The sequence below is a fragment of the Ruegeria profundi genome, assembly GCF_049800715.1.
Lineage (GTDB): Bacteria > Pseudomonadota > Alphaproteobacteria > Rhodobacterales > Rhodobacteraceae > Ruegeria > Ruegeria profundi_A.
In genome coordinates, this window is sequence record NZ_JBNAFO010000013.1 from 102,764 (window position 1) to 125,986 (window position 23,223).

The 23,223-nt window shown below is 58.9% G+C and carries 19 protein-coding genes, 1 pseudogene and 1 riboswitch; of the genes and pseudogenes, 10 read left to right on the top strand and 10 right to left on the bottom strand.

The window, feature by feature from the left end; all coding sequences use genetic code 11:
• Positions 1–19: 19 nt before the first annotated feature.
• A riboswitch (cobalamin riboswitch) is annotated at positions 20–224 on the bottom strand.
• 34 nt (positions 225–258) lie between these two features.
• The 6 genes and pseudogenes from ACP15L_RS18930 to ACP15L_RS18955 form a co-directional block, all read right to left on the bottom strand.
• The gene (locus ACP15L_RS18930; RefSeq protein WP_425085365.1) at positions 259–747 is read right to left on the bottom strand and encodes a hypothetical protein; all 489 of its coding nucleotides are present in this window, start codon (positions 745–747) and stop codon (positions 259–261) included.
• 338 nt (positions 748–1,085) lie between these two features.
• A complete protein-coding gene (locus tag ACP15L_RS18935) occupies positions 1,086–1,751 on the bottom strand; it encodes a D-lyxose/D-mannose family sugar isomerase (RefSeq protein ID WP_170708620.1) in 666 nt (221 codons plus the stop codon).
• An 18-nt stretch (positions 1,752–1,769) separates the two neighbouring features.
• Complete coding sequence (locus ACP15L_RS18940; RefSeq protein ID WP_425085366.1) at positions 1,770–2,696, bottom strand: carbohydrate kinase family protein; 927 nt, start codon at positions 2,694–2,696, stop codon at positions 1,770–1,772.
• Positions 2,697–2,724: 28 nt separating this feature from the next.
• On the bottom strand, positions 2,725–3,684 hold the full coding sequence (locus ACP15L_RS18945; RefSeq protein WP_425085397.1) for a glucokinase: 960 nt from the start codon (positions 3,682–3,684) through the stop codon (positions 2,725–2,727).
• Positions 3,685–3,747: 63 nt separating this feature from the next.
• Positions 3,748–5,052, bottom strand: a pseudogene (locus ACP15L_RS18950) (GH1 family beta-glucosidase); the annotation flags it as partial.
• Positions 5,052–6,086 carry a LacI family DNA-binding transcriptional regulator gene (locus ACP15L_RS18955; protein WP_425085367.1) on the bottom strand — a complete coding sequence of 345 codons (1,035 nt, stop codon included), beginning with the start codon at positions 6,084–6,086 and terminating at the stop codon, positions 5,052–5,054. The pseudogene ACP15L_RS18950 and the gene ACP15L_RS18955, both read right to left, overlap by 1 nt.
• A 216-nt stretch (positions 6,087–6,302) precedes the next feature.
• On the opposite strand from ACP15L_RS18955, the gene ACP15L_RS18960 reads away from it, so the two are divergent.
• From ACP15L_RS18960 to ACP15L_RS19005, 10 genes are all read left to right on the top strand, one after another.
• The gene (locus ACP15L_RS18960; protein ID WP_425085368.1) at positions 6,303–7,661 is read left to right on the top strand and encodes an ABC transporter substrate-binding protein; all 1,359 of its coding nucleotides are present in this window, start codon (positions 6,303–6,305) and stop codon (positions 7,659–7,661) included.
• A 55-nt stretch (positions 7,662–7,716) separates the two neighbouring features.
• Entirely contained in the window at positions 7,717–8,724 is a 1,008-nt protein-coding gene (locus tag ACP15L_RS18965) for a carbohydrate ABC transporter permease (RefSeq protein ID WP_170377422.1), read from the top strand.
• A gap of 4 nt (positions 8,725–8,728) precedes the next feature.
• A complete protein-coding gene (locus tag ACP15L_RS18970) occupies positions 8,729–9,877 on the top strand; it encodes a carbohydrate ABC transporter permease (protein WP_425085369.1) in 1,149 nt (382 codons plus the stop codon).
• A 9-nt stretch (positions 9,878–9,886) separates the two neighbouring features.
• Complete coding sequence (locus ACP15L_RS18975) at positions 9,887–11,542, top strand: alpha-glucosidase (RefSeq protein ID WP_425085370.1); 1,656 nt, start codon at positions 9,887–9,889, stop codon at positions 11,540–11,542.
• A gap of 3 nt (positions 11,543–11,545) precedes the next feature.
• Positions 11,546–12,628 (top strand): sn-glycerol-3-phosphate ABC transporter ATP-binding protein UgpC, encoded by a 1,083-nt coding sequence (locus ACP15L_RS18980; RefSeq protein ID WP_170472581.1) that lies wholly within the window; start codon positions 11,546–11,548, stop codon positions 12,626–12,628.
• 80 nt (positions 12,629–12,708) lie between these two features.
• Complete coding sequence (locus ACP15L_RS18985) at positions 12,709–13,455, top strand: sugar phosphate isomerase/epimerase family protein (protein WP_425085371.1); 747 nt, start codon at positions 12,709–12,711, stop codon at positions 13,453–13,455.
• On the top strand, positions 13,456–14,496 hold the full coding sequence (locus tag ACP15L_RS18990) for a LacI family transcriptional regulator (protein ID WP_425085372.1): 1,041 nt from the start codon (positions 13,456–13,458) through the stop codon (positions 14,494–14,496).
• Between the two features lie 27 nt (positions 14,497–14,523).
• Positions 14,524–15,273, top strand: a complete 750-nt coding sequence (locus ACP15L_RS18995; protein WP_425085373.1) for a basic amino acid ABC transporter substrate-binding protein — start codon at positions 14,524–14,526, stop codon at positions 15,271–15,273.
• Between the two features lie 65 nt (positions 15,274–15,338).
• Positions 15,339–16,985 carry an amino acid ABC transporter permease gene (locus tag ACP15L_RS19000; RefSeq protein WP_425085374.1) on the top strand — a complete coding sequence of 549 codons (1,647 nt, stop codon included), beginning with the start codon at positions 15,339–15,341 and terminating at the stop codon, positions 16,983–16,985.
• The gene (locus tag ACP15L_RS19005) at positions 16,982–18,943 is read left to right on the top strand and encodes a beta-galactosidase (protein WP_425085375.1); all 1,962 of its coding nucleotides are present in this window, start codon (positions 16,982–16,984) and stop codon (positions 18,941–18,943) included. Before ACP15L_RS19000 ends, ACP15L_RS19005 begins: the two co-directional genes overlap by 4 nt.
• A 10-nt stretch (positions 18,944–18,953) precedes the next feature.
• Here the strand turns inward: ACP15L_RS19005 and ACP15L_RS19010 are convergent, their stop codons facing one another.
• The 4 genes from ACP15L_RS19010 to ACP15L_RS19025 are packed head-to-tail and all read right to left on the bottom strand — an operon-like array spanning position 18,954 to position 23,219.
• Positions 18,954–20,870, bottom strand: coding sequence for a beta-galactosidase (locus ACP15L_RS19010; RefSeq protein ID WP_425085376.1), 1,917 nt, complete (start codon positions 20,868–20,870; stop codon positions 18,954–18,956).
• Positions 20,867–21,727 carry an SMP-30/gluconolactonase/LRE family protein gene (locus ACP15L_RS19015; RefSeq protein WP_425085377.1) on the bottom strand — a complete coding sequence of 287 codons (861 nt, stop codon included), beginning with the start codon at positions 21,725–21,727 and terminating at the stop codon, positions 20,867–20,869. The genes ACP15L_RS19010 and ACP15L_RS19015 overlap by 4 nt, the downstream gene beginning before the upstream one ends.
• Positions 21,724–22,329, bottom strand: a complete 606-nt coding sequence (locus ACP15L_RS19020; protein WP_425085378.1) for a 2-dehydro-3-deoxy-6-phosphogalactonate aldolase — start codon at positions 22,327–22,329, stop codon at positions 21,724–21,726. Before ACP15L_RS19020 ends, ACP15L_RS19015 begins: the two co-directional genes overlap by 4 nt.
• Positions 22,326–23,219, bottom strand: a complete 894-nt coding sequence (locus ACP15L_RS19025) for a 2-dehydro-3-deoxygalactonokinase (protein WP_425085379.1) — start codon at positions 23,217–23,219, stop codon at positions 22,326–22,328. Before ACP15L_RS19025 ends, ACP15L_RS19020 begins: the two co-directional genes overlap by 4 nt.
• Positions 23,220–23,223: the final 4 nt, after the last annotated feature.

Consider the following 23,223-nt stretch of genomic DNA (forward strand, 5'->3'; position numbering starts at 1 on the left):
CCGGGACACCCCGCCCCGGGTTGGTTAATCTGTGATGGCAGGTCTCCTGACTTGCGGGTCATTGCTCGGCCAACCTTCCCGACCTTAGGGGCCAGTGGTTTTGTGGCGTCGCTCTCCGCTTACAGTTGCGGGGGCAGTCACGGCATTGGCCTTTGGGCCGCACCGTATTCCCATTTTCATCCCTAAGGCACAGGCCGTCGGGAACCATCGAAAGCAGCTAGTCTGCTCACGCTCCTATTGTCAAGCGCAGGAATCGCGCTAAGGGACCACGCGTAAGGTCGGCCTGCGGGCGGGTTGGCCCGGTCCGGCGCCATTTGTTGGGAACTGGCTGGCTAGGGTCAAACCGGCCTGTATCAGGTGCGCGTCCGGGTAGCCTCCGGTCAATTCGTTCAAGGCATCGCGTGCCGCCGGGGTTTCGTCGCGGCGCATGTGATGCAGCATCCGCAGCAGGGCGTACTCGTCACATGTCAGCTCGTGCCGCGTCTCAACACTAAACGGGTCGTTGAAGGCTAGTCCCCTAGGCCGGATGTATAACGTGGCCTTGATGACTTTGAAGACCATCTGCGCCAGAACCAGCCCCTGATCGCGCCCCCAGCGTTCGGTTGCAACCGTGAAAGCATGTTGCCAAGCCTGCTTTTCCGGCTCGGTGAAGCTAAGGATGAAGTGCCGAATGACAGGCAGCAAACCGCGTTCGAAACCGTCAAAATCGGTGAATGGCAATGTGTGGTCGGATGCCGAGTGTTTCATGCGCGTTCCCTTTTGGGGTCTAGGGCTTTCGCAACCAATGGGTAGACGTTTAACGGAAGTGTGTTGGGATCAACCGGCGTTTCAGGGCGCGGTGATGCGGCGCGAGCTGGAAAAGTGAGATCAGCCTCGATCGCCTGCCTCAGTTTTGGTTTCAATGCGCAGCCATAGCGGCTGGCAACGGCGTCCATGGCCAACAGGTCGGCGAGGGATTTTCGCATGTCAGGTTATCTTTCGGTCGCAAAAATGGGACCGGGCGATGTTTCCAACGGAATCTGACTGGGTCGGCTGTTAATTGACAAAAATAATCAGAAAAGGCAAGCGTGAAATTCCAGATGAAGTCAGTAATCGGCAACCAACAGGAAATCCGGCGCTGCATCTTCTTCGATTGTTGCAAAGCGAGGGATAGGGTCTTCGAATACGTTGTCCGTGCGGTCGTCATTTACGGTTGAAACCTCGCCAATCAAGCAATCCCCGCGTTCTGCCCAGAAGGCGTGCCAGATGCCGGGCATCAAGGTCACGCTCTGACCTGGCTTCAGGCGCAGATGCTCTCCGGGCTGTATGGTGACAGGGCAGGCATCGCTTGGAACGGTGACCGCGTTATCGCGGTCGATACCGCCATCGGGGTCCGACGCATAGATTTCCATAACCAGATCGCCGCCCCCACGGTTGATGATGTCCTCGGCTTTGACGATATGGCGATGCATCGGCGACAGCTGTTTGTCGCGAGAGATCAGCAGCTTTTCGGCATAGAGCATACCTCGCCCTCGACTCAGATCGCTGACGTTGCCGTTGCGCAGGGTGAACAGGAACAACCCAAGCTCATCGAACTTGCCTTGACCGTAGTCGGTGATATCCCAGCCTAGCCCATGGGCACGGATGCTGTCGGCATCGTCGCTACGCATCTGCTCAGGCGTCCAATCTGCGAAAGGTGGCAGAACGGCACCAAATGAACTGATAAATGCCTGGGCTTCGGTCTTGATACGGTTGATTTCGGATCGTTTCATCTCGGACTCTTCGTAAGGCTATAATTCATGCGACCAGGGCGGGTTGGCTCCGGCACGCGAGACGGTTACGGCAGCCACCTCTGCGCCCAAGGTCAAAGCGTCGCTTAGCGCATCCGGGGACATTGCTTTCATGCCGGGCTTTGTCAGTTGGCCAGCCCGTTCCAGCGAGGCCAGAACCCCTGCATTGAACGTGTCCCCCGCGCCGACCGTATCAACAACTTGCACCGGTTTGACAGGGACTGAGACCACCGTGCCGTTGGCCAGATAACCCGAGGCACCCTCACTCCCACGGGTGACGATGACGGCGGAGGGGCCTGCTTGAAACAGCAAAGGGACTTTCTGATCGTGGCCTTCCGGGCCGGGGATGATCCAATCCAGATCCTCATCCGAGACTTTGACGATATCGGCCTGTTCGATCATCTGGTTCAAACGCGTGCGGTAGAGGGTCTGATCCTGTATGAAACCGGGTCGGATATTGGGGTCCAACATCACAGCACAATTCGCGCCATGTTGCGCCAGCATCGCGGCATAGGCATCCGCGCAAGGCTCACAGGCAAGGCTGATGCCACCAAAATACAGCGCTGAAACAGCGGCGAGTTGGCGCGGCATATCCTCGGCCCGTAGCATCCGACCCGCAGTGTTTTCATCGACAAACGTGTATGTGGCGTGACCGTCCTTCAGTTGAACGAAAGCCAGCGTGGTCGGCCTGTCCGAGGCAATCACATGTGTTGTGTCCACATGGCTGGCGCGCAGGTCACCGGCCAATTGCTGCCCGAACATATCCGAGGACAGGCCAGTCAGCAGCCCAACGGGCGCGCCCAACCTGCCCAAAGCGATAGAGGTATTAAATATAGCTCCGCCGGAATGGGGAACGAAACCGTCCCGCCCGGACAGGGTCGGTACGGCAATCATGTCGATCAGGGCTTCTCCGCAACACAGGATCATCCCACATCCTCTTCCAAAATACGCTCAGTTATCGCTGAAGCGCATTTTTACAGAAGTTGTTAGCGCCAACAATGCCAAATTCGGCCTGTTCCGAGATATAAAGGTTCATCGACTGCCGCAACTCGCTGAAACGTCCACCTGCATTGAACGCGTTGCGGAAGGCTTCGCCAAACATCCAGCGGTTTTTCTCGGCTACGCCACCAACAAGGAAGACGCCACCGGCAGGCATCACTGTGACGGCCATGTCACCCATCAACGCACCCAGATGGCTGATGAACAAATCTGCGGTGCGAACGGCGATCGGATCCTTGCCGTCGCGTGCGTCCTGCAGAATATCTCGGGCGGTGCGAACCGGAGGCTGAGCTTGCTCAGCCGCCATGCCTGCTGCCTGATACAGGATTGGCAAGCCAGTTCCGCTGAGGAACATCTCAGCCTCAAGCACGAGGCTGTTGTCGAAAAAGCACTCGGGTGCCAGATGGCGCGCGGCGTCGAAGATATCGACTTCATCCCGCGTGCGCGGGGACAGGCCCACATGGCCGCCTTCGCCTGACACGGTGTGGAAATGCCCTTCCGAATGGAGCAGCGCGCCGACACCCAAACCGGTTCCAGGCCCCACGACCAATCGCGTACCCATCGGCGGAGTGGCAGAGCCTTGCAGTACTGATACCTCAGCTTCTGTCACTTCGGCCACGGACCACGCTGCTGCGGTGAAGTCATTGATCACATAGGTGTTGGCGGCCCCTGTCGCCTTGGCCAGCGCCTCATCGGACAGGTCCAGATTCGCGTTGGTCAGTTGGATGCGCCCGTCGCGCACCGGTCCGGCCCCAGCCGCGACCACGGCTTGTGGCGCGGTGCCAATTTCATCGCGTATATGATGCAACGCGTCCAGCAGATCGGGCAGGGTGCCCGTCGGGTGTTTGTGCAATGCGGTCAGCTTACCATCAGAGACAATGCCCAGACGCGTATTCGTACCGCCTATATCGGCCACCAATGTCCAATGTGGTCGCAAAGAGCCAGACGGCTGGCGATAGGCCTGTCGTTCGGTAGAGCCCTTGGAAAGTGCGGCCTTTACAGCCGCGAAGGAGGCTTTGGGCCTACGGTTCAGCGTCTCAAAATCCACGTCTACCAATCCAAACCGTTTTTCATAGCCATAGGCCCATTCGTAGTTATCCAGCAAAGACCAGATGAAGTACCCCTTCACGGGAACATCCGCAGCCAAAGCCTGTTGCACCGCCGTCAAGTGATCGTCCAGATAGGCGATGCGCTCATCATCCTGCTGGCGCTCGGCGCTCGCCATGCCGTTCTCTGTAACATAGATCGGAAGATCACCGGTATAGTCTTCTGCGGTTCTTTTCAGGAAACGGGTCAGGGCGTCGGGGTCGATCTCCCAACCCATCTGGGTCTTGGGCAGAGGGCCGGGCACTTCGGTCAGGCTTGGCCATGCACTGTCTGCCGAGGTGATCAGCTTGCGGGTGTAGTAGTTCAAGCCGCACCAATCGACCGGTGCCCCGATTGTGTCGAAATCATCTTGCCAACCCTCGGGCAAATGAGGCTCCAGTCCCTCCAGCACGTTGTCGGGATAGGCTTTTTTGAACACGCCGCCCAAAAAGAACCGGTTATAGATCCCGTCATAGAGTGCGGCCGCTTGCTGTGCGGCGGCGCTGTCATCCGCAGGTTCAGCCCATTCAAGGTTGAAGACAGCGCCCAGATTGGACATGCCGAGGCTGCGCATTGTCTGAATGGCGCTGCCATGGGCCAGAAGAACATGATGCATCGCACGTGCAGCCGCGCGAATATCACGCAAACCCGGCGCGTGGTGGCCTTCGAAATGGCTGAGCCAACTGACGCACCACGGCTCGTTGATCGGCGCGACCGAATACATGCGGTCTCCGATCCGGCCCATGATCACTTGGGTGAAATCGGCGAACCACCCGGCGATATCCCGATTGCACCAGCCCCCCAGATCGGCCAGCGCCGAAGGTAGCTCCCAGTGGTAGAGCGTGGCACAAGGGCGGATGCCACGTTCAAGCAGCGCGTCCGCCAGGCGGTCGTAATAGTCGAGCCCAGCTTGGTTGATCGACCCACGACCTTCGGGCAGCACGCGCGCCCAACTGGTTGAAAAGCGGTAGCAATCAAACCCTGCATCCTGAACCAGATCAAAATCTTCCTCGAACCGATTCAGGTGATCGCAGGCGAGTGCGCCATTTTCCCCGCCAACGACATTGCCGGGTGTGGCCGCGAAACTGTCCCAATGCGTCCGACCCGCACCGCCCTGTGCATGGCCTTCAATCTGGTAGGCGGATGTAGCGACGCCGAATAGAAAATCGTCGGGGAAGTCTTTGCGTGTGTATTTCATCATCGAACCCCAGTAGGCGCAGGCCCGGTTGACCGCCCGACGACCAGCTCGGCCTCAAGCAACCTCATTTGCACTGGCGCAGCCGGAGATTTGATCCGCTGGATCAGCATCTCGGCGGCCATTTCGCCAGCGTCCCGAACCGAGGATCGGGTTGCAGTGAAGATCGGCACATCCTGTCCGTTTTTAAGATAGGAAAGATCATCGTCATGGGCGATGACCGAAATATCCCGCCCCATCTGCAGCCCGGCTTCTTCCAGCGCGCGACGCACACCAATGGCTGTGATCATCGACGAGGCCAGAATCGCGGTCGGAGGCTCCTCGATCTGCAGCATCTGATGGGTTTCCCGGTGGCCATAAACCTCAGTCATTTCGGCGCTGCGCATCAAGGCGGCATCCGGCGTCAAGCCGGCCTGCTTCAGAGCGTCCAAATATCCGGCGCGACGGCGTTGGGCAAAGTCCATATCCTCCAGCCCGTTGATCAGGGCGATGCGACGGTGGCCCAGATCAATCAGAAACTGCGTCGCGCGCTGGAACGAACTTTTGTTGTTCACATCAATCCAGTCATATTCGGCCTGCACGCCGGTTGAGCGGCCATGAACGATGAACGGCACCGCCATCCGCGTCAGAACCTCGATCCTTGGCTCGTTGACTTTGGGACCCTGCAGCACGACACCATCGACCGCCCCGCGTTGAAACAGATTTCGATAGGCCGCCTCGATCGAGGTGTCATCCGCGTTGGTGAACATCATGTCATAGCCATGCTCGGCATAGGTTTTTGACGCTCCGGCGACGAAATCGCCGAAGATCGGGTTCACCATTTCATGCCTTGATGAGCTGGGGATGACGTGACCGATGACCATGGACTTGCCGGTCGCCAACCCCTTAGCGCGACTGTTGGGGCGGTAGCCATGTTTGGCCGCTGCAGCCTCAACCCTCAGACGTGTTTCAGCGTTGACCTCAGGGTAGCCGTTCAGCGCCCGGCTGACCGTGGTTTGCGAAAGACCCAGTGTTTCAGAGAGCTGCTTGAGGTTCATAGGTAGTCAAAGCGCCTTCAAATCGAAGGCTTTACTGGTGAGGTCCTGTTTTGTGCGCCGGCCAACCTGTTGTGATAACAGACAAGCATGTTTTTCTGACTTATTCGAAAATACGACTCATTGACAGAGTAAAAATGTTAGCGGATAACAATAATCATTCAAAGCGCTTTGAAAAACGTGAAGCGAAGGCGCTGGAGAGTATTGGGAGGAGATTTCATGAAACGCACGCTGTACGCAGGTGTGGCCACGTTTGCCCTGACTGCCGGGGCTGTTCACGCACAGGGTCAAATGATCCACTCCGTTGGAGAGGGCGGCTTTGACTGGGATGGGTTCCAGGCCTTTGCAGACGCTCATGATCTGAGCGGTCAGGACCTGACCATTTTCGGCCCCTGGCTTGCGGGTGAGGGGCAATCCTTCGAAAACCTGGTCGCCTATTTCGATGAGGCAACAGGCGCAAACTCCAGCTATGTCGGCTCGGACTCGCTGGAACAGCAGATTTTAATCGACGCGGCGGCAGGATCAGCGCCGAACCTGACGGTTTTCCCGCAGCCCGGCCTTGCGGCGAACATGGCCAAGAACGGCTATCTGACGCCGCTTGCCGAAGGATCGGCAGACTGGATTAAGAACAATTTCGCCGCCGGTCAATCTTGGGTCGATCTGGGAACGTTTGAAAACGCAGACGGAGCCAAGGACTTCTACGGCTTCTTCTTCAACGTGAACGTCAAGTCTCTGGTCTGGTACATCCCCGAGAATTTCGAGGACTTCGGCTATGAGGTCCCGCAGACCATGGAAGAGTTCAAAGCGCTTATGGATCAGATGGTCGAAGATGGTGAGACGCCGCTCTGTGTCGGCCTCGCATCCGGTGGCGCGACCGGTTGGCCCGCAACGGATTGGGTTGAGGACCTGATGCTGCGCACGCAATCGCCAGAGGTTTACGACCAGTGGGTGTCGAATGAGATGAAGTTCGACGACCCGCGCGTGATTGCCGCGATCGAGGAATATGGCAGCTTTACCCGCAATGACGACTATGTGGTTGGGAACGCAGATGACACGGCTGCAATCGATTTCCGCGACAGCCCCAAGGGCCTGTTTGACAGCCCGCCTGCTTGCATGATGCACCGCCAGGCCTCATTCATTCCGGCCTATTTCCCGGAAGGGACAGAGCTGGGCGTGGATGCCGATTTCTTCTATTTCCCGGCCTATGCCGAGAAGGATTTGGGCACTCCCGTTTTGGGCGCGGGCACCCTGTTCACTATCACGAACCCGAGCCCTGCGACTGAAGTGTTCATGGAGTTCCTCAAGACCCCGTTTGCGCATGAGATCATGATGTCTCAGGACGGGTTCCTGACGCCGCATCTGGGGGCAAACCCGGAAAACTATGCCAATGACACACAGCGCGGTCAGGGTGAGATTCTGACCAACGCCACCACGTTCCGCTTTGACGGCTCAGACTTGATGCCGGGCGCAGTCGGTGCGGGCACGTTCTGGACAGGAATGGTCGACTATTCCTCGGGCGCGAAGGACGCGGCCACTGTTGCGGGCGAAATCCAGTCGTCATGGGATGCCGCGAAGTAACTGACGTTATGGGGCGGCTTTTTGGCCGCCCCGTTTCCAAACCGACGAGGGCATCATGACACCGGCACTTCAGGGCCTGCTGACCATCATCATCGGTGTGTCGGGTTGCGTGGGCTACTTCTATCTCTCGAACCAATTCCTGGACAAAGTCCTGTTCCCGCCGCGCGGGCCGAACGCAGGGCGCAATATTAACCGCGCGAACATGATCCGACCCTGGCTGTTCCTGTTCCCCGCGCTGGCGGCGCTTGGCCTCTATCTGGCCTATCCGGTGGTTGAGACTTTGCGCCTTTCACTCACGGAGCGCGTGCCTGGCGGCGGGTATAGATGGGTTGGTCTGGACAACTACACCCAGATGGCGGCTGAGCCGAAGTTCTGGGAAGCCATGCGCAACAATATGTTCTGGCTCATCGTGGTGCCCGCGATGTCGACCGGTTTTGGTCTGCTCGTGGCGCAGCTGACCGATCGCATCCGCTGGGGTAATTTCGCCAAATCGCTGATCTTCATGCCGATGGCGATTTCCTTCGTGGGGGCCTCGGTGATCTGGAAACTGGTTTATGACGCGCGCCCGGCGGAACAAGATCAGATCGGTATCCTAAACGCCCTCTATATCTTTTTCGGCGGGACTGAGCCGCAAACGTGGCTGACCGTTCCGTTTTGGAACAGTTTCTTCCTAATGATTGTTCTGGTTTGGATTCAGACCGGATTTGCCATGGTGATCCTGTCGGCTGCCTTGCGCGGCATCCCCGAGGAAACGGTCGAGGCCGCCATTCTGGACGGTGCCAACCCGTTCCAGATTTTCTTCAAGATCAAAGTGCCTCAAATCAAGACAACCATTCTGGTGGTTTGGACGACGATCACAATCACAGTTCTCAAGGTCTTCGACATCGTCTTTGCCATGACCAACGGTCAATGGGAGACGCAGGTGCTGGCCAACTACATGTACGACAAGCTGTTCCGCGCCAATGATTGGGGGGTAGGGTCGGCCTCGGCCATGGTGATCATGTTGCTGGTCACTCCGATCCTGATCTGGAACGTGCGCAATGCGCGCAAGGAAATGGAGTGAGGCCATGAGCGATATTGCAGGAACCAAACCGGCACTGCGCTGGGTCGTCCATGTCTCGGTTGTCTTTCTGGTGGCGCTTTGGGTGATTCCGACCCTCGGCCTGCTGATTTCATCTTTCCGGACTGCGGATCAGATCTCGGGAAGTGGCTGGTGGCGGTCGATCTTTCCGTCCGAGCAGAACCTGACCCTACGCAGCGCCGCACCTGAAACGCAGGTGCTGGAGAACGGCCTCTACGTGATCGAAGGCCGGCTTTTCGGGGACGACGAGCAGGTCAAGATCTCGAACTGGGGTATCAGTGCCCGTGAGGTTGACGCCTTTGTCCCCGGCGACACTGCCGAGCTGCGTCGAGGCGGCACGATCACCGTTGACGCTGACGGCGCATACAGGATGGAGAACAGCGAGGAGTTCACCGGAAACCGAGGCGCGCGCGTGTTCGTCACGGCCGAATTGCCGCCGGAATTCACCTTGGACAACTACAGAAAGGTCCTGCTGGATCAAAGCAGTTCCGACAGTATGGCCAAAGCGTTTTTCAACACGCTAACGGTGACGATCCCCGCGACAATCATCCCGATCCTCGTCGCGGCCTTCGCAGCTTATGCTCTGGCGTGGATGGAGTTTCCAGGCCGTGCACTGCTGATCGCGGCCGTCGTTGGACTGTTGGTTGTGCCCTTACAACTGGCGTTGATCCCGCTGTTGAAATTCCACCTGAATATCGGGATCGGGAAAGGCTATCTTGGCGTCTGGCTGGCCCATACTGGCTTTGGTATGCCACTGGCGATTTACCTGCTGCGCAACTACATGGCCGGGTTGCCGCGGGATTTGATCGAGAACGCCCGTGTCGATGGCGCGACGGAGTTTCAGATCTTCACCAAGCTGATCCTGCCACTCAGCTTCCCCGCGCTGGCCTCTTTCGCGATCTTTCAGTTTCTGTGGACATGGAACGACCTTCTGGTCGCTAAGGTCTTCCTGATCGACGCGACCGGCCAGACCACAGTGATGACCAACCGCATCGTCGAGCTTTTAGGCACACGAGGCGGCAACTGGGAAATCCTCGCGACGGCGGCCTTTGTGTCGATCTTTGTGCCGCTGGTCGTGTTCTTCGCAATGCAAAAATACCTGGTCCGGGGCCTGTTGGCCGGATCCGTCAAATAGAGGCGTCTGATGAACGTGCAAAACTCCGTAGACCTATCCAACTCAACCAAAGCACCGTCAGACTGGTGGCGGGGCGGAGTGATCTACCAGATCTATCCGCGCAGCTTTCAGGACAGCAATGGCGACGGGATTGGTGACCTGAAAGGGATCACCCAACGGCTCGACTATATCGCCTCGCTCGGCGTCGATGCGATCTGGATTTCGCCTTTCTTCAAGTCGCCGATGAAGGATTTCGGCTATGACGTGAGCGATTATCGTGATGTCGATCCGATGTTCGGCTCGCTTGAGGATTTCCAAGAGCTACTGGGTCAGGCCCACGCGAAGGGTCTGAAAGTGATGATTGATCTGGTGTTGTCTCATACTTCGGATCAACACCCGTGGTTTACCGAGAGCCGTGCTTCAACAGACAATCCGAAGTCCGATTGGTACGTCTGGGCCGACCCCAAACCCGATGGGACGCCGCCGAACAACTGGTTGTCGATCTTCGGAGGATCTGCCTGGCAGTGGGACCCGCGCCGACTGCAATACTACCTGCACAACTTCCTGACATCGCAGCCGGACCTGAACTTCCACTGTGAACAGGTGCAGGACGCGCTGCTGGACGTAGCCCGGTTCTGGCTCGAGATGGGGGTCGATGGTTTCCGCCTGGACACGATCAACTTCTATTTCCACGACAAGCAATTGCGCGATAACCCCGCGCTGCCGGTTGAGGAACGCAATGCCTCGATTGCGCCCGCAGTGAACCCGTATAACCACCAGAACCACCTCTATTCCAAAAGTCAGCCGGAAAACATCACCTTCCTTGAACGACTGAGGGCGCTGACAAACGAATTCGAAGGACGCGCCTGTCTGGGTGAGGTCGGTGACGCGCAGCGCGGGCTTGAGATAATGGGGGAATACACCTCGGGCGACGCGCGTATGCACATGTGTTACGCGTTCGAGTTCCTGGAAAAACGCGCGCTGACAGCAGCTTACGCGAAACAAGTGTTCGACCAGCTTCAGGCCAAGGCCGGAGATGCTTGGCCTTGTTGGGCGTTCTCGAACCATGATGTTCAACGCCATGCCTCCCGCTGGAACCTCAGCGATGCAGCAACGCGCCAACACGCGGTTCTGATGATGTGCCTACGCGGTTCGGCCTGTCTGTATCAAGGCGAGGAACTGGGCCTGCCCGAGGCCGACGTGCCTTTCGAACGCCTGCAAGACCCCTATGGCGTTGAGTTCTGGCCGGAGTTCAAAGGCCGCGACGGGTGTCGGACGCCGATGGTCTGGGCAACTCAGGCCGAACAATCGGGCTTTAGCACCGGCGAGCCATGGTTACCTGTCAGCGCCGAGCAGTCCGAACGTGCGGTTGATCGTATGGAGGCGGACGACCAATCCATGCTGCATCACTATCGCCGCGCGATTGCTCTGCGACATGCGCATCCGGCGCTGGCTGCGGGCGCGCAATCAGAGATGGTGCAAGTCGGCCCGATCCTGATGTTCCGCCGCGAAAACACCAGCGAGGAGGTGTTCTGCGCCTTTAATCTGGGACGCGACGCGGGGCAGGTCGATCTGCCCTCGGGCAGCTGGCAGGCAATTGGAGAGGACGTTGGCAGTGTAACGGGTGAAGGTCGCGTCATGCTGCAACCTGCCGAATTCTGCCTGATGTGCAGGGACAAGGGGTAAGTCATGTCAGAACTCAAACTCACAGATGTGGCGAAATCCTATGGACCAGTTGATGTCCTGAAACACATTGATCTGGATATCGAGCAGGGCGAGTTGATCGTCTTTGTCGGCCCGTCCGGATGCGGAAAATCCACTCTGCTCCGGATGATTGCTGGGCTGGAGAAGATCACCGGTGGCACGCTGGAGATCGAAGGTCAGGTCATGAATGACGTGCCGCCCGCGCAGCGCGGCATCGCGATGGTGTTCCAGTCCTATGCCCTCTATCCGCATTTGACCGTGCGCGAGAATATGTCTTTTGCGCTTAAGATCGCCAAACGGCCCGCCGCCGAGATCGACGCCGCTGTTGAGCGCGCGGCGCAAATTCTGCAACTGGACCCATATCTTGATCGTCTACCCAAGGCCCTTTCCGGTGGCCAACGCCAGCGGGTCGCAATCGGGCGGGCGATTGTGAGGGATCCTAAGGTTTATCTGTTTGATGAACCGCTCTCGAACCTCGATGCCGCGCTGCGCGTCGCCACGCGGATTGAGATTGCGCGCCTCAAAGAGGCGATGCCCGACAGCACCATGATCTATGTGACCCATGATCAGGTCGAAGCGATGACCTTGGCCAGCCGCATCGTTGTGCTGGCCAACAAAGGCATTGCCCAGGTTGGCACCCCGCTTGAGTTGTATGAAACTCCGGACAATGAGTTCGTGGCTCAGTTCATCGGCTCGCCTTCGATGAACCTGTTACCCGGAACAATCACGGGCACTGGGCAGATGACGACGATAGCCTTGGAGGGCGGAGGTTCAGCGATTTCCGCGATCCCGACCGGGCCCGAGGATGAAGGCAAGCAGGTAAACATCGGCGTCCGGCCCGAAGATTTCACTTTGACGGATAGCGACCCGATCCTGAGCGGTGAGGTTGATTTCACCGAAGCATTGGGTGAGGTGACTCTGCTATATTTTGCCAAATCCAACGACGCGGATCAAGTCATCGCCAAACTGCCCGGTATCCAACGGAACCTTCGCGGGCAGCAGGTTTCGGTTACAGCACGGCCGGAAAAAGTGCATCTGTTCCATAACGGTCTGTCCATGCGCAAGTGACTTGGCGCGCGCTGCTTCAAGCCGCTTGACAACTCATACAACCCCGTTCAACCATTATTGAAACGTTTCAATGGTGGTAAATGCGGGTTTCTGCGCAGCTATACACAGTTCGGAATTGTGGTGATCTAAGCGATCAACTGCAATTGGCGGCGGCCTGTGGCTATGCAGATGTCGAAACGACGGGGTTGCACGACCTGACAGCGCCTAAGATGGCCCGGATCGTTGCGCAATCTGGTTTGCGGGTACGTTCGGCGCATTTCGACTGGGAAGAATTCGAAGGGCGTTTACCCGAAATTCAGGACCTTCTGGAACGATTGGAATGCCCGGTTGCCGTCATGCCTTGGCTGGCACCAGCGGCGCGGCCCGACACTGCCGAGGGATGGAAGGCTGTGTCGGGCCAGTTATCACAATGGGCTGCACAACTGTCAGACTCGGGCGTTCGGCTGGCCTATCACAACCACGATTTCGATCTGGCCGGGTATTCTTCGCAGACGCCGTTGGAGATGTTCCTGGAGACAGGGAACGTCTATTGGCAGCCCGATATCGGTTGGCTGGGGGCGGCCTACCTGGACCCGGTTGAGATGATTGAGCGCTATGCCGACCGTGTGGTTTCGGTCCATGCTAAGGACGTGGATCCCAGCCAAAAGGGCGACGCTAGGTGGCGGGATTTAGGGCAGGGCGACATAGACTGGAGCGCGGTTCTTGACGCTCTGGTTCGCACCGCCTGTTCGGATCTGTTCGTTGAACACGACGAGCCTCCTGGCCCGGCAAAGACTCTGACAACAGGAAGGCGCTTTCTGACCGATCTTTTGAAAGGTCGTATCTAGATGGCCCGCGCAACGATCAAGTCTATCGCCAAGCAGACAGGCTACTCCGTCGGGACCGTATCCAATGCGTTGCGCGGGGAGGACTCGGTCAAACGCGAAACCCGTGAAGAGATACAGAAAGTTGCCGTGGAACAGGGCTACAAAGTAAACCTCGCCGGGCTGAAACTGCGCACGAACAAATCTTACCGGATCGCGGTACTGGTGGGCCTCTCCACCGACGCCACCGAGGAGTGGGAGGGCGTAGAATTCACCCGAATTGTGGCTGGTATCTCAACCGCATTGCAGGGGTCACGCTATGAGCTGAGCGTATGCAGTGTGGCCGATTTGGACGACGCGATGGCCGCCCTGCGCACGATTGTTCAGGAACGCTCGGCTGATGGGGTGATCTTTTCGGGCACCCGACGTAGCGACCCGCGTATCGCCTATCTACAAAACCAGAACTTCCCCTTTGTGACCTATGGCATGAGCGACAGTTCTGAACCTCATCCCTATGTCGATTTCGACAGCGAAAGCGCGGCGCACGACGCTACAGAGCGGTTGTTGCGTTTGGGTCATCGGTGGATTGCGCTTGTCAACCCACCCGCCGAATTGGTGTACGCCGGACAACGTCAGACTGGCTATGCCGCCGCACTACAGACGGCGGGCGTGCCCGTTCAACCCGAACTCATCTACAACGGCCCTACAACGGCGCAAAGCGGCCAAGAGGCTTTTCGCAGCCTGATGCAGCGCAAAGACCGCCCGACCGGTATCATTTGCGCCAATGAAGCGATGACATTGGGCGTTTTGTCGGCTGCCGCCGAAGATGGCATCAGGGTCGGGCGCGATGTTGTGGTCATTTCGACCGATGACCTCCAACTCAGCAAGTATTTCGTGCCCGCGCCCAGCGCCTACTACGTGCCGATTGACGAGACCAGCCGGTTGCTGGGCGCGTTCATGTTAAAATCATTGGACGGGGTCGATCCGTCCGAAATTCAAAAGAAGATCAGGGCCACGTTAATCGAGCGGCAACCTGACACACCTCCGCCGAACCCGGCGATTTGACCTGACCCAACAAAGGAGAAACCAAACATGTTCAAACATCTACTTGCCGCTGCCGCCGTTGCAACGATGACGGTCCCAGCCGCCTTCGCCGCCGATTTGGAAGGTCGCGTTCTGAAGATCGGAACGGATGCAACCTATCCGCCGATGGAAACCGTCGATGAGACAACGGGCGAGATCGTGGGCTTTGACGTCGACGTCATGAACGCCATTTGCGAGCGCGTGAACTGCGTGCCGAATTTCGTCAACACCGCGTGGGATGGCATCTTCGCAGCCCTTCAGCAAGGTGAGTTCGATCTGGTCATCTCGGGCGTGTCGATCACGCCGGAACGGGAAGAGACGATGGATTTCTCGGAACCGTATATCGTGGTCAGCCAGGCCATCCTGTTGCAAGTCGACAAGGGCGACACGACCTTGGATGACTTCAAGGCCGGAGGTCTCAAGCTGGCCGCTCAAACCGGAACAACCAACGCGCAGCTAGCGGAAGAGCTGGTCGGGCGCGAGAATGTCAGCCTCTATGATAACTTCTCGGCCGCCATTCTGGCGTTGCAGAACGCAGACGTTGAGGGCGTGATCATTGATGGGACTTCGGCCACCGCATATGAGCAGGAATTCGCGGGCGAGTTGACCGTGGGCATCACGGGCCTGCAGTCCGACCCTCTGGGCATTGTGTTTCAGGAAGGCGATCCGACCGTCGATGCGATCAACGAAGGTCTGGCCGCCATTCAGCAAGACGGCACGCTAGATGAGCTGAAAGCCAAATACTGGGGCGCCAACTGATCCTTTGAACCCCTTCCAGCCCCGGCGGGTTCTGCCGCCGGGGCTTTGACTTAGCGGAGAACCCCATGTCGCGCCTCAGCTCGATCCGCCCGAGCAACCTCGTGTTGCTCGCAGCCGCGCCGTTTATCATCTATCTGTTTGCCACCTCATCCAAATACCTGCGATCTCTGGTCGCCATTCTGGGGATCGGCAACAATGCGGGGCCGATATTCGTGGGGTTCCTGCTGGTCCTTGCGACGGCGATCCTCGGTTATCTTTGCGCCCGCCACACCCGGTTCGAAGCGCAAGCGCCCGCATGGCTTCGGATTTCCGCTTTGGTGGCGTTTCCGGCGGCGGTTGGCCTGTCCATTCTGGCTTTTGTTGCCCCGGATGTCCTGATGCCCTTTGCCGAGTCCGTCTTCTTTCATGCGCTCAGCGAGAATACCTCGACCCTGATTGACCGCTCCAACCAAACCTGGGTTCTGTTTCCCGAAGTAGTGGCACAAGTTCAAAGCGGCCTGCAGATCCTTCTAGCGGTCTATGCCGTGATCGTCGCGCTATGCCTGATCTCTGTCCGTTTGGCGAAACCTTTGCGCGGACGCGTGCAGCTTGGGTTCGAAATTCTGACGGGCGCCGCGCTGTTCTACCTGATGTTTATGGCCCATTGGCAGTTCGCAACAGGCGTCGCCATCACGTTCCGCGCGGCGATCTTTGCCTATATCTTCGCAGCGATCCTTGGCCTGATCTGGGTCGGGCTTCAGTCATTCAAGCCAAAGGCCCGGACAACGATGGTCTATGGCGCGATCAGTCTAGCGTTGCTTGCAGTATCCACCTTTTTCTTCATGCAGCCCAAGGTCAGCTATGTCCTTGTCGGCAATACCGAGGGCCGTATTGCCATTGTGCGCGGCACCCCTCAGGCGCAGGCCGATGTGATCCGCTTCGGCGAATTCGAAGGCGGCGGCGATCAGCAAGTCCGAATCCGGAGCGCTCCTGACGCTGCATCCGCATTGGAACAGATTGAGACCGTCGACAGCGTCTCGGGCGCGTTTGTTCCGGTTGAGGCCCATACGCAGGGCTATCCGGTGATCTGGCAAACCAGCTTTCTGCCGGACAAGTTCCGAAACCCGGGTCTGGCCTTTGCCGTTTTCGGTTTCCTTTTGCTTACACTGACGGTGGGTGGGGCTCAGCACAAACTGCACCCACTTGCGGTCGGGGCCGAGTTTTTCGTGGACACGATCCGCGGAATTCCGATGCTGGTGATCATCCTCTATATTGGCCTTCCTCTGGCAGGCGCGGTCAAGGATGCCACCGGCGGTGGTATCGACATGACCAACATGACCCGCGGGATCATCGCCATTTCGGTTGGGTATTCCGCCTATATGGCCGAGATTTTCCGATCCGGCATCGAAGCTATACCCAAAGGCCAGCTCGAGGCTGGCAGCTCGCTGGGCCTGTCGCGCTGGCAAACCGCGCGGCTGATCGTGCTGCCGCAAGCATTGCGGATCGTGACACCGCCCCTGGGCAATGAATTCATCGCGATGATCAAAGACACCTCTCTGCTGTCGATCCTGTCTGTGCGCGACATGACCCAACGCATGCGCGAGTTCCAGGCCTCTAGCTTCCTGCCCTTTGCACCCTTCAACACGGCGGCGATCCTCTATGTCGTGATCACTCTGGGTTGCGCCAGCTTCCTGAAATGGATCGAACGGCGAACCGCGAAGGACACCAGATGAGCAAACTTGAACTGGGGGTTTGCTACTACCCCGAACAATGGGACCCGTCCCAATGGCGAGACGATGCTGCGCGTATGGTCGAAATGGGCCTCGATTGGGTGCGGATTGCCGAGTTCACCTGGGGCCTGATCGAGCCCCGGCGCGGTCACTTTGAATGGGGTTGGCTGGATGAGGTGATCGGAATTTTGGGTGAGGCTGGCCTGCGGGTCATGATGTCTACGCCCACGGCTTCGCCACCCAAATGGCTGATCGACGAGTACCCGGAGATTTTGCCCGTGGGCCCTGACGGTCGCGTGCGCGGCTTTGGATCGCGCCGGCACTATTGCTTCTCCAGCGATGTCTACCTTGAAGAGTCCAAACGGATCGCCACCGAATATGCCCAGCGCTATGGGCAAAACTCGCATGTTCACGCGTGGCAGATCGACAATGAATACAATGACCACGACACCGTCCTCAGCTACTCGGACGCGGCTCGCAATGGGTTTCGCCGATGGCTGCAAGAGAGCTATGGCACGATCGAGGAGTTGAACCAGAGATGGGGTACGGTTTTCTGGAGCACGCAATACGCGAGCTTTGACCAGATTGAGCTGCCAAACGGATTGGTCGCGGCCGCGAACCCGACGCAATCTCTGGATTTTGCGCGTTATTCCTCCGGCCGGGTCCGACTGTTCAACAAAGCTCAGGTAGATATTCTTCGGGCGCATTCTCCGGGCCGGGACATCACGCATAACTTCATGGCGGGCAGTTTCGAGTATGATCACCACGCGGTGGCCGCCGACTTGGATATCGTAGGCTTCGACAGCTACCCGCTGGGCAATCTGCTGGGATCATCCCTGTCTGATCAGGACAAGCATCGCTACTTGCGAACCGGGGCGCCGGACTATCAGGGGTTTCACTGCGATCTCTATCGTTCGCAGGGACGCGGGCGCATGTGGGTGTTGGAACAACAACCCGGCCCAGTGGATTGGGCGGAAAAGAACCCGTCGCCCGCAGATGGCATGGTTCGGCTATGGACATGGGCAGCCTATGCTCATGGTGCGCAGGCGGTGATGTTCTTTCGCTGGCGGCAGGCGAGGTTTGCTCAGGAACAGTTCCACACCGCGCTTTTACGATCTGACGGCAGCCCGGATCAGGCAGCGGTCGAGCTGGCGCAGGTGGTGAAGGATCGGGCGGTTTTGCCGCCGGCCAATAGGCAGAAGGCCCAAGTTGCAATTCTGATCGACTATACGTCGATCTGGGCGGCGGATATCCTGCCGCATGACGACGCATTTCCTAATGCGAACATCCTACGAGACTGGTACGCGGGATTGCGCGGTTTCGGCGTCGATCTGGATTTTGTCGGGCCGGAGGATGATCTGAATGGCTATGCTTTGATCGTTTTACCGCAGAGCATGATCGTCAGCGACGGGTTGGCCTCAAGACTTAAGACGACCTCAGCGAAACTGTTGATCGGGGCGCGGTCGGGCAGCAAGACGCCAGGTATGCACAGCCCGGATAGCCTAGCGCCGGGGGTGTTGAGCGATTTGACAGGTGTTCGCGTTTTGCGAGTCGAGTCCTTGCCCGACCTTGCGGACGAAGCCGTGCAGTTGGGTGAGCAAAACCCGCTGCCTTTCACAGGTTGGCGCGAAATTGTCGAGACGAGCGCAGAAGTTATCGGCCGTTTCGCCAGCCGATACCAGAATGGCAGCCCGGCGGTCATTCGCTCGGACAGGGCGACCTATCTTGCGATGGTCCCGAGCGGCGCGTTGTTACAAAACATCTTGCGCGACGTGTTGGAATGGGCGGGGCTGGAGGTCACCGAAACGCATCAGGACCTGAGGCTGACCCAACGCGGGGACCTGCGCTTTGCCTTCAATTTCGGCGATCAAGATCAACCATTGCAAGTGAACTCAAAGCGCACGTTTCTGGTCGGAGAAGACCCGGTCGCCCCCCACAGCCTTGCGGTCTGGACGGAATAGTGCGCCCGGATCAGCCCTCCGAGCCCGCACTGTTTTCGAGGATTACAACGCCGCAGCCCGCAATGGTTTGCCCGTTCCACTTAACCGGATCGGCATTGTAGTTGATCAGGAACGTATGCTCGGCCGTTTCCCGAAGCCGCAAGCCCTCGGGCATCGGCTGCAACGTCAGTCCCGTGTGGTGCGCTGCCAGACCGATAAGACGACCCCAGAGCGCCTCGTCGGGGAAACCCGCCAGATACCAAACGCCGTCCCCCGTTTTCACAGCAGGAGTCCCATCAGCAAATTGCAAGAGGTCTGCACCGTCTCCGGACAGGCGATCTATCCAGTGTTGCGCCGCGCCGCCTCCTGCGACCGGGCGTTTGACATTCGGCGGCAGGGTTTCAACCAGATCGACATGGCAATCGACGGTATCAAGGCCCGGGCGACCCGACAGAGGAATTTGGAAATCGCGGGTGATTGCGCCGCTGCGCGGGCCAAGGATGGCAAGCTCGCAGGCCTCAGCCAAACGCGTTTCCAACTCGGCATCGATAGTGGCTAGACCTGGCGCAATGATCACCGCGTATCCCTTCGGCAGGTCCTTTGGTGAAACGATGTCCACCGAAAGCCCGGCGCGACGCAGAGCGCGGTAGGCCGAGAATACCAGCCGGAAATAGTCAAAACCTGCGCCCTGCGGCTGCGTGGTCCACGCCCAATCTGAGGCATAGTCAAACAGGATCGCAACCTGCGCTTGTTTCTGGTGCACCGGACCGATGGCCTTCAGTTCATCCGCCGTCTGGCGCGCCTCGGCTAGACCGGGGGCCGTGCGGCTGTCTGGTGTCAGCAAGCCGGCGTGCATCTGCTCCTGCGCGAAGGGCGCTTGGCGCCAGCGGAAATAGCTCACCACCTCAGCCCCATGAGCTACGGCCTCTAGCGACCACAGCCGGACCATGCCGGGCAGGGGAGCAGGGTTGTACGGGGCCCAGTTCACGGGGCCGGGCTGTTGCTCCATCACCCACCAACGACCATGGCCAACCGCGCGGTAGAGGTCATGGTGAAAGCCCTGCATATCCGGATCGCCCTGTTGCAGGAATTTGGCCTTGTGTTCGGCGTCATCCTCCAACCGGTCCGACAAGAAGCCAATCGGATAACTGTCCCAGGTGGCGATATCGAGGTCCGCGCCAACATCGAAATGGTCGAACTCAAGCACACGTCCCATGTAGTTATGCGACAGCGGCGCATCGGTCAGCGGGCGCAACACATCGGCCTGAGCCTTGTTGAATGCCACCACCTGGTCTGAACTAAAGCGTCGGAAGGCCAGAACATGGGCCGGGTTCGGCTCGGTCACAGTCAGGTTTGGCAAGTCGATCTGGTCAAAGTGGTCGTATTCCATCGACCAGAACACATTGCCCCAAGCCTCGTTCAGATCTTCGATGCTGCCATATTGATCCGCCAGCCAAAGACGAAACGCTGCCAGCGCCGGGGCGCTGTAGCTGATCGTGGTGTCGTGGCAACCGTATTCATTGTCGATTTGCCAGGCGGCGACGTGTGGATTGCGGCCATAACGTTCGCCAAAGATCCGGGCGATGCGGACGCACTCTTCGACATAGCCCGCATGGCTAAAGCAATAGTGCCGGCGCGACCCGAATTTACGCGGTTGGCCTTGGGCGTCGACGGCCAGCATGTCGGGGTGTTTGTCCAGCATCCAGCGCGGAGGTGTGGCCGTGGGTGTCCCCATAATCACCTTCAAACCGGCCGATCCCAATACCTCGACCGCGCGATCCAGCCAGTCGAATTGCAGATCACCGGGCGAGGGTTCCAACCTGCTCCAGGCGAATTCGCCGATGCGCACCCAGCTCAGGCCCGTTTCGACCATGCGCGCGGCATCATCGGCCCAAACAGCCTCGGGCCAGTGTTCGGGGTAGTAGCAAACGCCAAGTTTGGGGGTCATAGAAGGACTCTGTGTTCCGGTTGGCCCTGGCCTGCGTTCGGCTCGGCAAAGGTCATTCCGTTCGTGGATTGTGTTTCAAGCGTCTCAGTACTTAGCCCTTCGCGGGCCGTCGTGCAGAACAGCGTCGTCAGATCGTCTCCGCCAAAGGCGGGGCAAGACGTTTGAGCGGCGTCAATGGTGACCGCGCGCAGGAACTTGCCCGTCGGATCATAGGCCGCGACCCGGCTCGCCCCCCATTGAGCGATCCAAACGTTCCCAGCGGAATCAACCACCGCACCATCCGGGTTCAAACCGTCTTCGTTCAGATCCAGAAAGACCGAAGGTTCCCCCTCAGGCCAGCCGGTTTCGGAGTTCAGATCCCACCGCATGACCTGTCGAGTCGCGGTGTCTGCGAAGTAGGCGCAGGACCGGTCCGGAGTGAAACAGATCGCGTTTGAGATGGTGATACCCGGCGCCAAACGGCGCAACTCGCCCTTGTAGAACCGGTAGATTGAACCAGCACCGGGTTCCGCGCTTTTGCCCATCGTCCCGATCCAGAACCCGCCCCACGGATCGGCGCGGCCGTCATTCGAACGGGTGACGGGATTTTCAGCCTCTAGCGGGACAACCAGTGATTTCTCACCCGTGGCCAGCGAAAACCGCCACAACCCGGATTCCGAGGCCATCAGCAGAGTGTCACGGTCCACCCAGCCTGCGGCTGAGACATATTCGTCGAAATCCCAGCTTTTCTGCGCCTCGTCCTCGCGGGTCAGAAGGCGTTTGCCGAGGATGTCGAACCAGAACAGCTGCTTCCGCTCTGGATGCCAGAGGGGACCTTCGCCCAGAATACACGGGCGGTCGTCGAAAGTGACGCTCATGCAACGGCCTCGTCATAGGCGGCTACGATCCGGATGGCGCGTTCCGAGATTTCCGCGATCTCCATGTCCGGCTTGAACAGGGCCGAACCGATGCCGAACCCGTCCGCGCTGGCTGCGATCCATTCTTCGAAGTTGTCTGTGCCCGCACCGCCAACCGCGAAGATCTGCGTGCCCGCAGGCAAGACCGCCCGCAAAGCAGACAGCCCGGCAGGGCCAGCCAAGGAGCCAGGGAACAGCTTCAAACCGGTTGCACCCGCTTTGAGGGCCGAAAAGGCCTCGGTCGGGGTGAAGATGCCCGGCCAAGATTGCAGCCCCAGTTCGCGACTGCGCCGGATCACATCAGGATCGGCATTGGGTGAGACAATCAGCTTGCCGCCCACATCCCGCACGGCCTCAACCTGCTCAGGGGTCAGCACCGTGCCCGCGCCGATCAGGGCGCGATCGCCGAACGCCTCGACCAGAGTCCCGATGCTCTCAAGAGGATCCGGTGAGTTCAGCGGCACCTCGATCCGGTCGATCCCGGTTTCGATCAGAAGTCGACCGACTTTCTCGGCGCTCGAGGGGGTCAAACCTCGCAGAATGGCAATGATAGGGCGGCTCATACGGTTTCTCTTGTCATATTGCGGGCTTTGTTCAACCCGGCCAGAGTGGATGTGGTGGCGTCGGCCATCTCGACAAACGCGCCTTGCGGTTGCAGCGCTTGCGCGTAGGCGGCCGACAGCCCCTCGGCCCCGATGATCGCGATCTGCTGACCCAGCCAATAGGGGCGTGAGGCCGCAAGTTCGGCCCCAATCAATAGCCCGGACAGACGCGCGCGGGCCGTGCTGCCATCCTGCCCGTGCAGCAAATCTGCGGCCCGCAGGCTGAATAGACGGGCGGCAAGCTGTTCGGGTTTGGACAGAGTATCCTCGACGGCCTCAGCAAACGCGGCCTCGTCCCAACCTTCGGTCACCGAGTGCCGAAGGACCGATTGACCGCGTAGCAAGTCGAACAGCTCTCCGGTCATGAACGTGCGGAAGCTGACCACTTCATTCGCGCTGACCTGCACCCATTTTGTGTGAGTGCCGGGCAAGCAGATTACCCCATCCCAGTTAGGGTGCGTATCCAGAAATCCCGCGATCTGCGTTTCTTCGCCGCGCATCACATCCGGCGGGGACACCTGTTTCAAACCGGGTACGACAAAGGCGCGGATCCGGGAATCTGTGGCCGGCGCGCGGATCGGAACGCCCTTCACAGGCGCGGTTGGAACAGCAGCATAGGGCGCTTCAACCCATCCCTGACGGGCGCCGACCATGCCGCAGGCGACGACATCGACAGGGGCATTGCCCAACCAGCCCTCGATCAATGCCAACAGGGCGTCCTCAAACCCGCCTTTGGAGACGCGCGCCATGCCCATGTCTGACTGGGCGTGGTCAATAGGGGTCGACCCTTCCATCGCCCAGACGCGCAAGTGCGAGGTGCCCCAGTCCGCTGCGATCCATTCTGGTTTCATAACT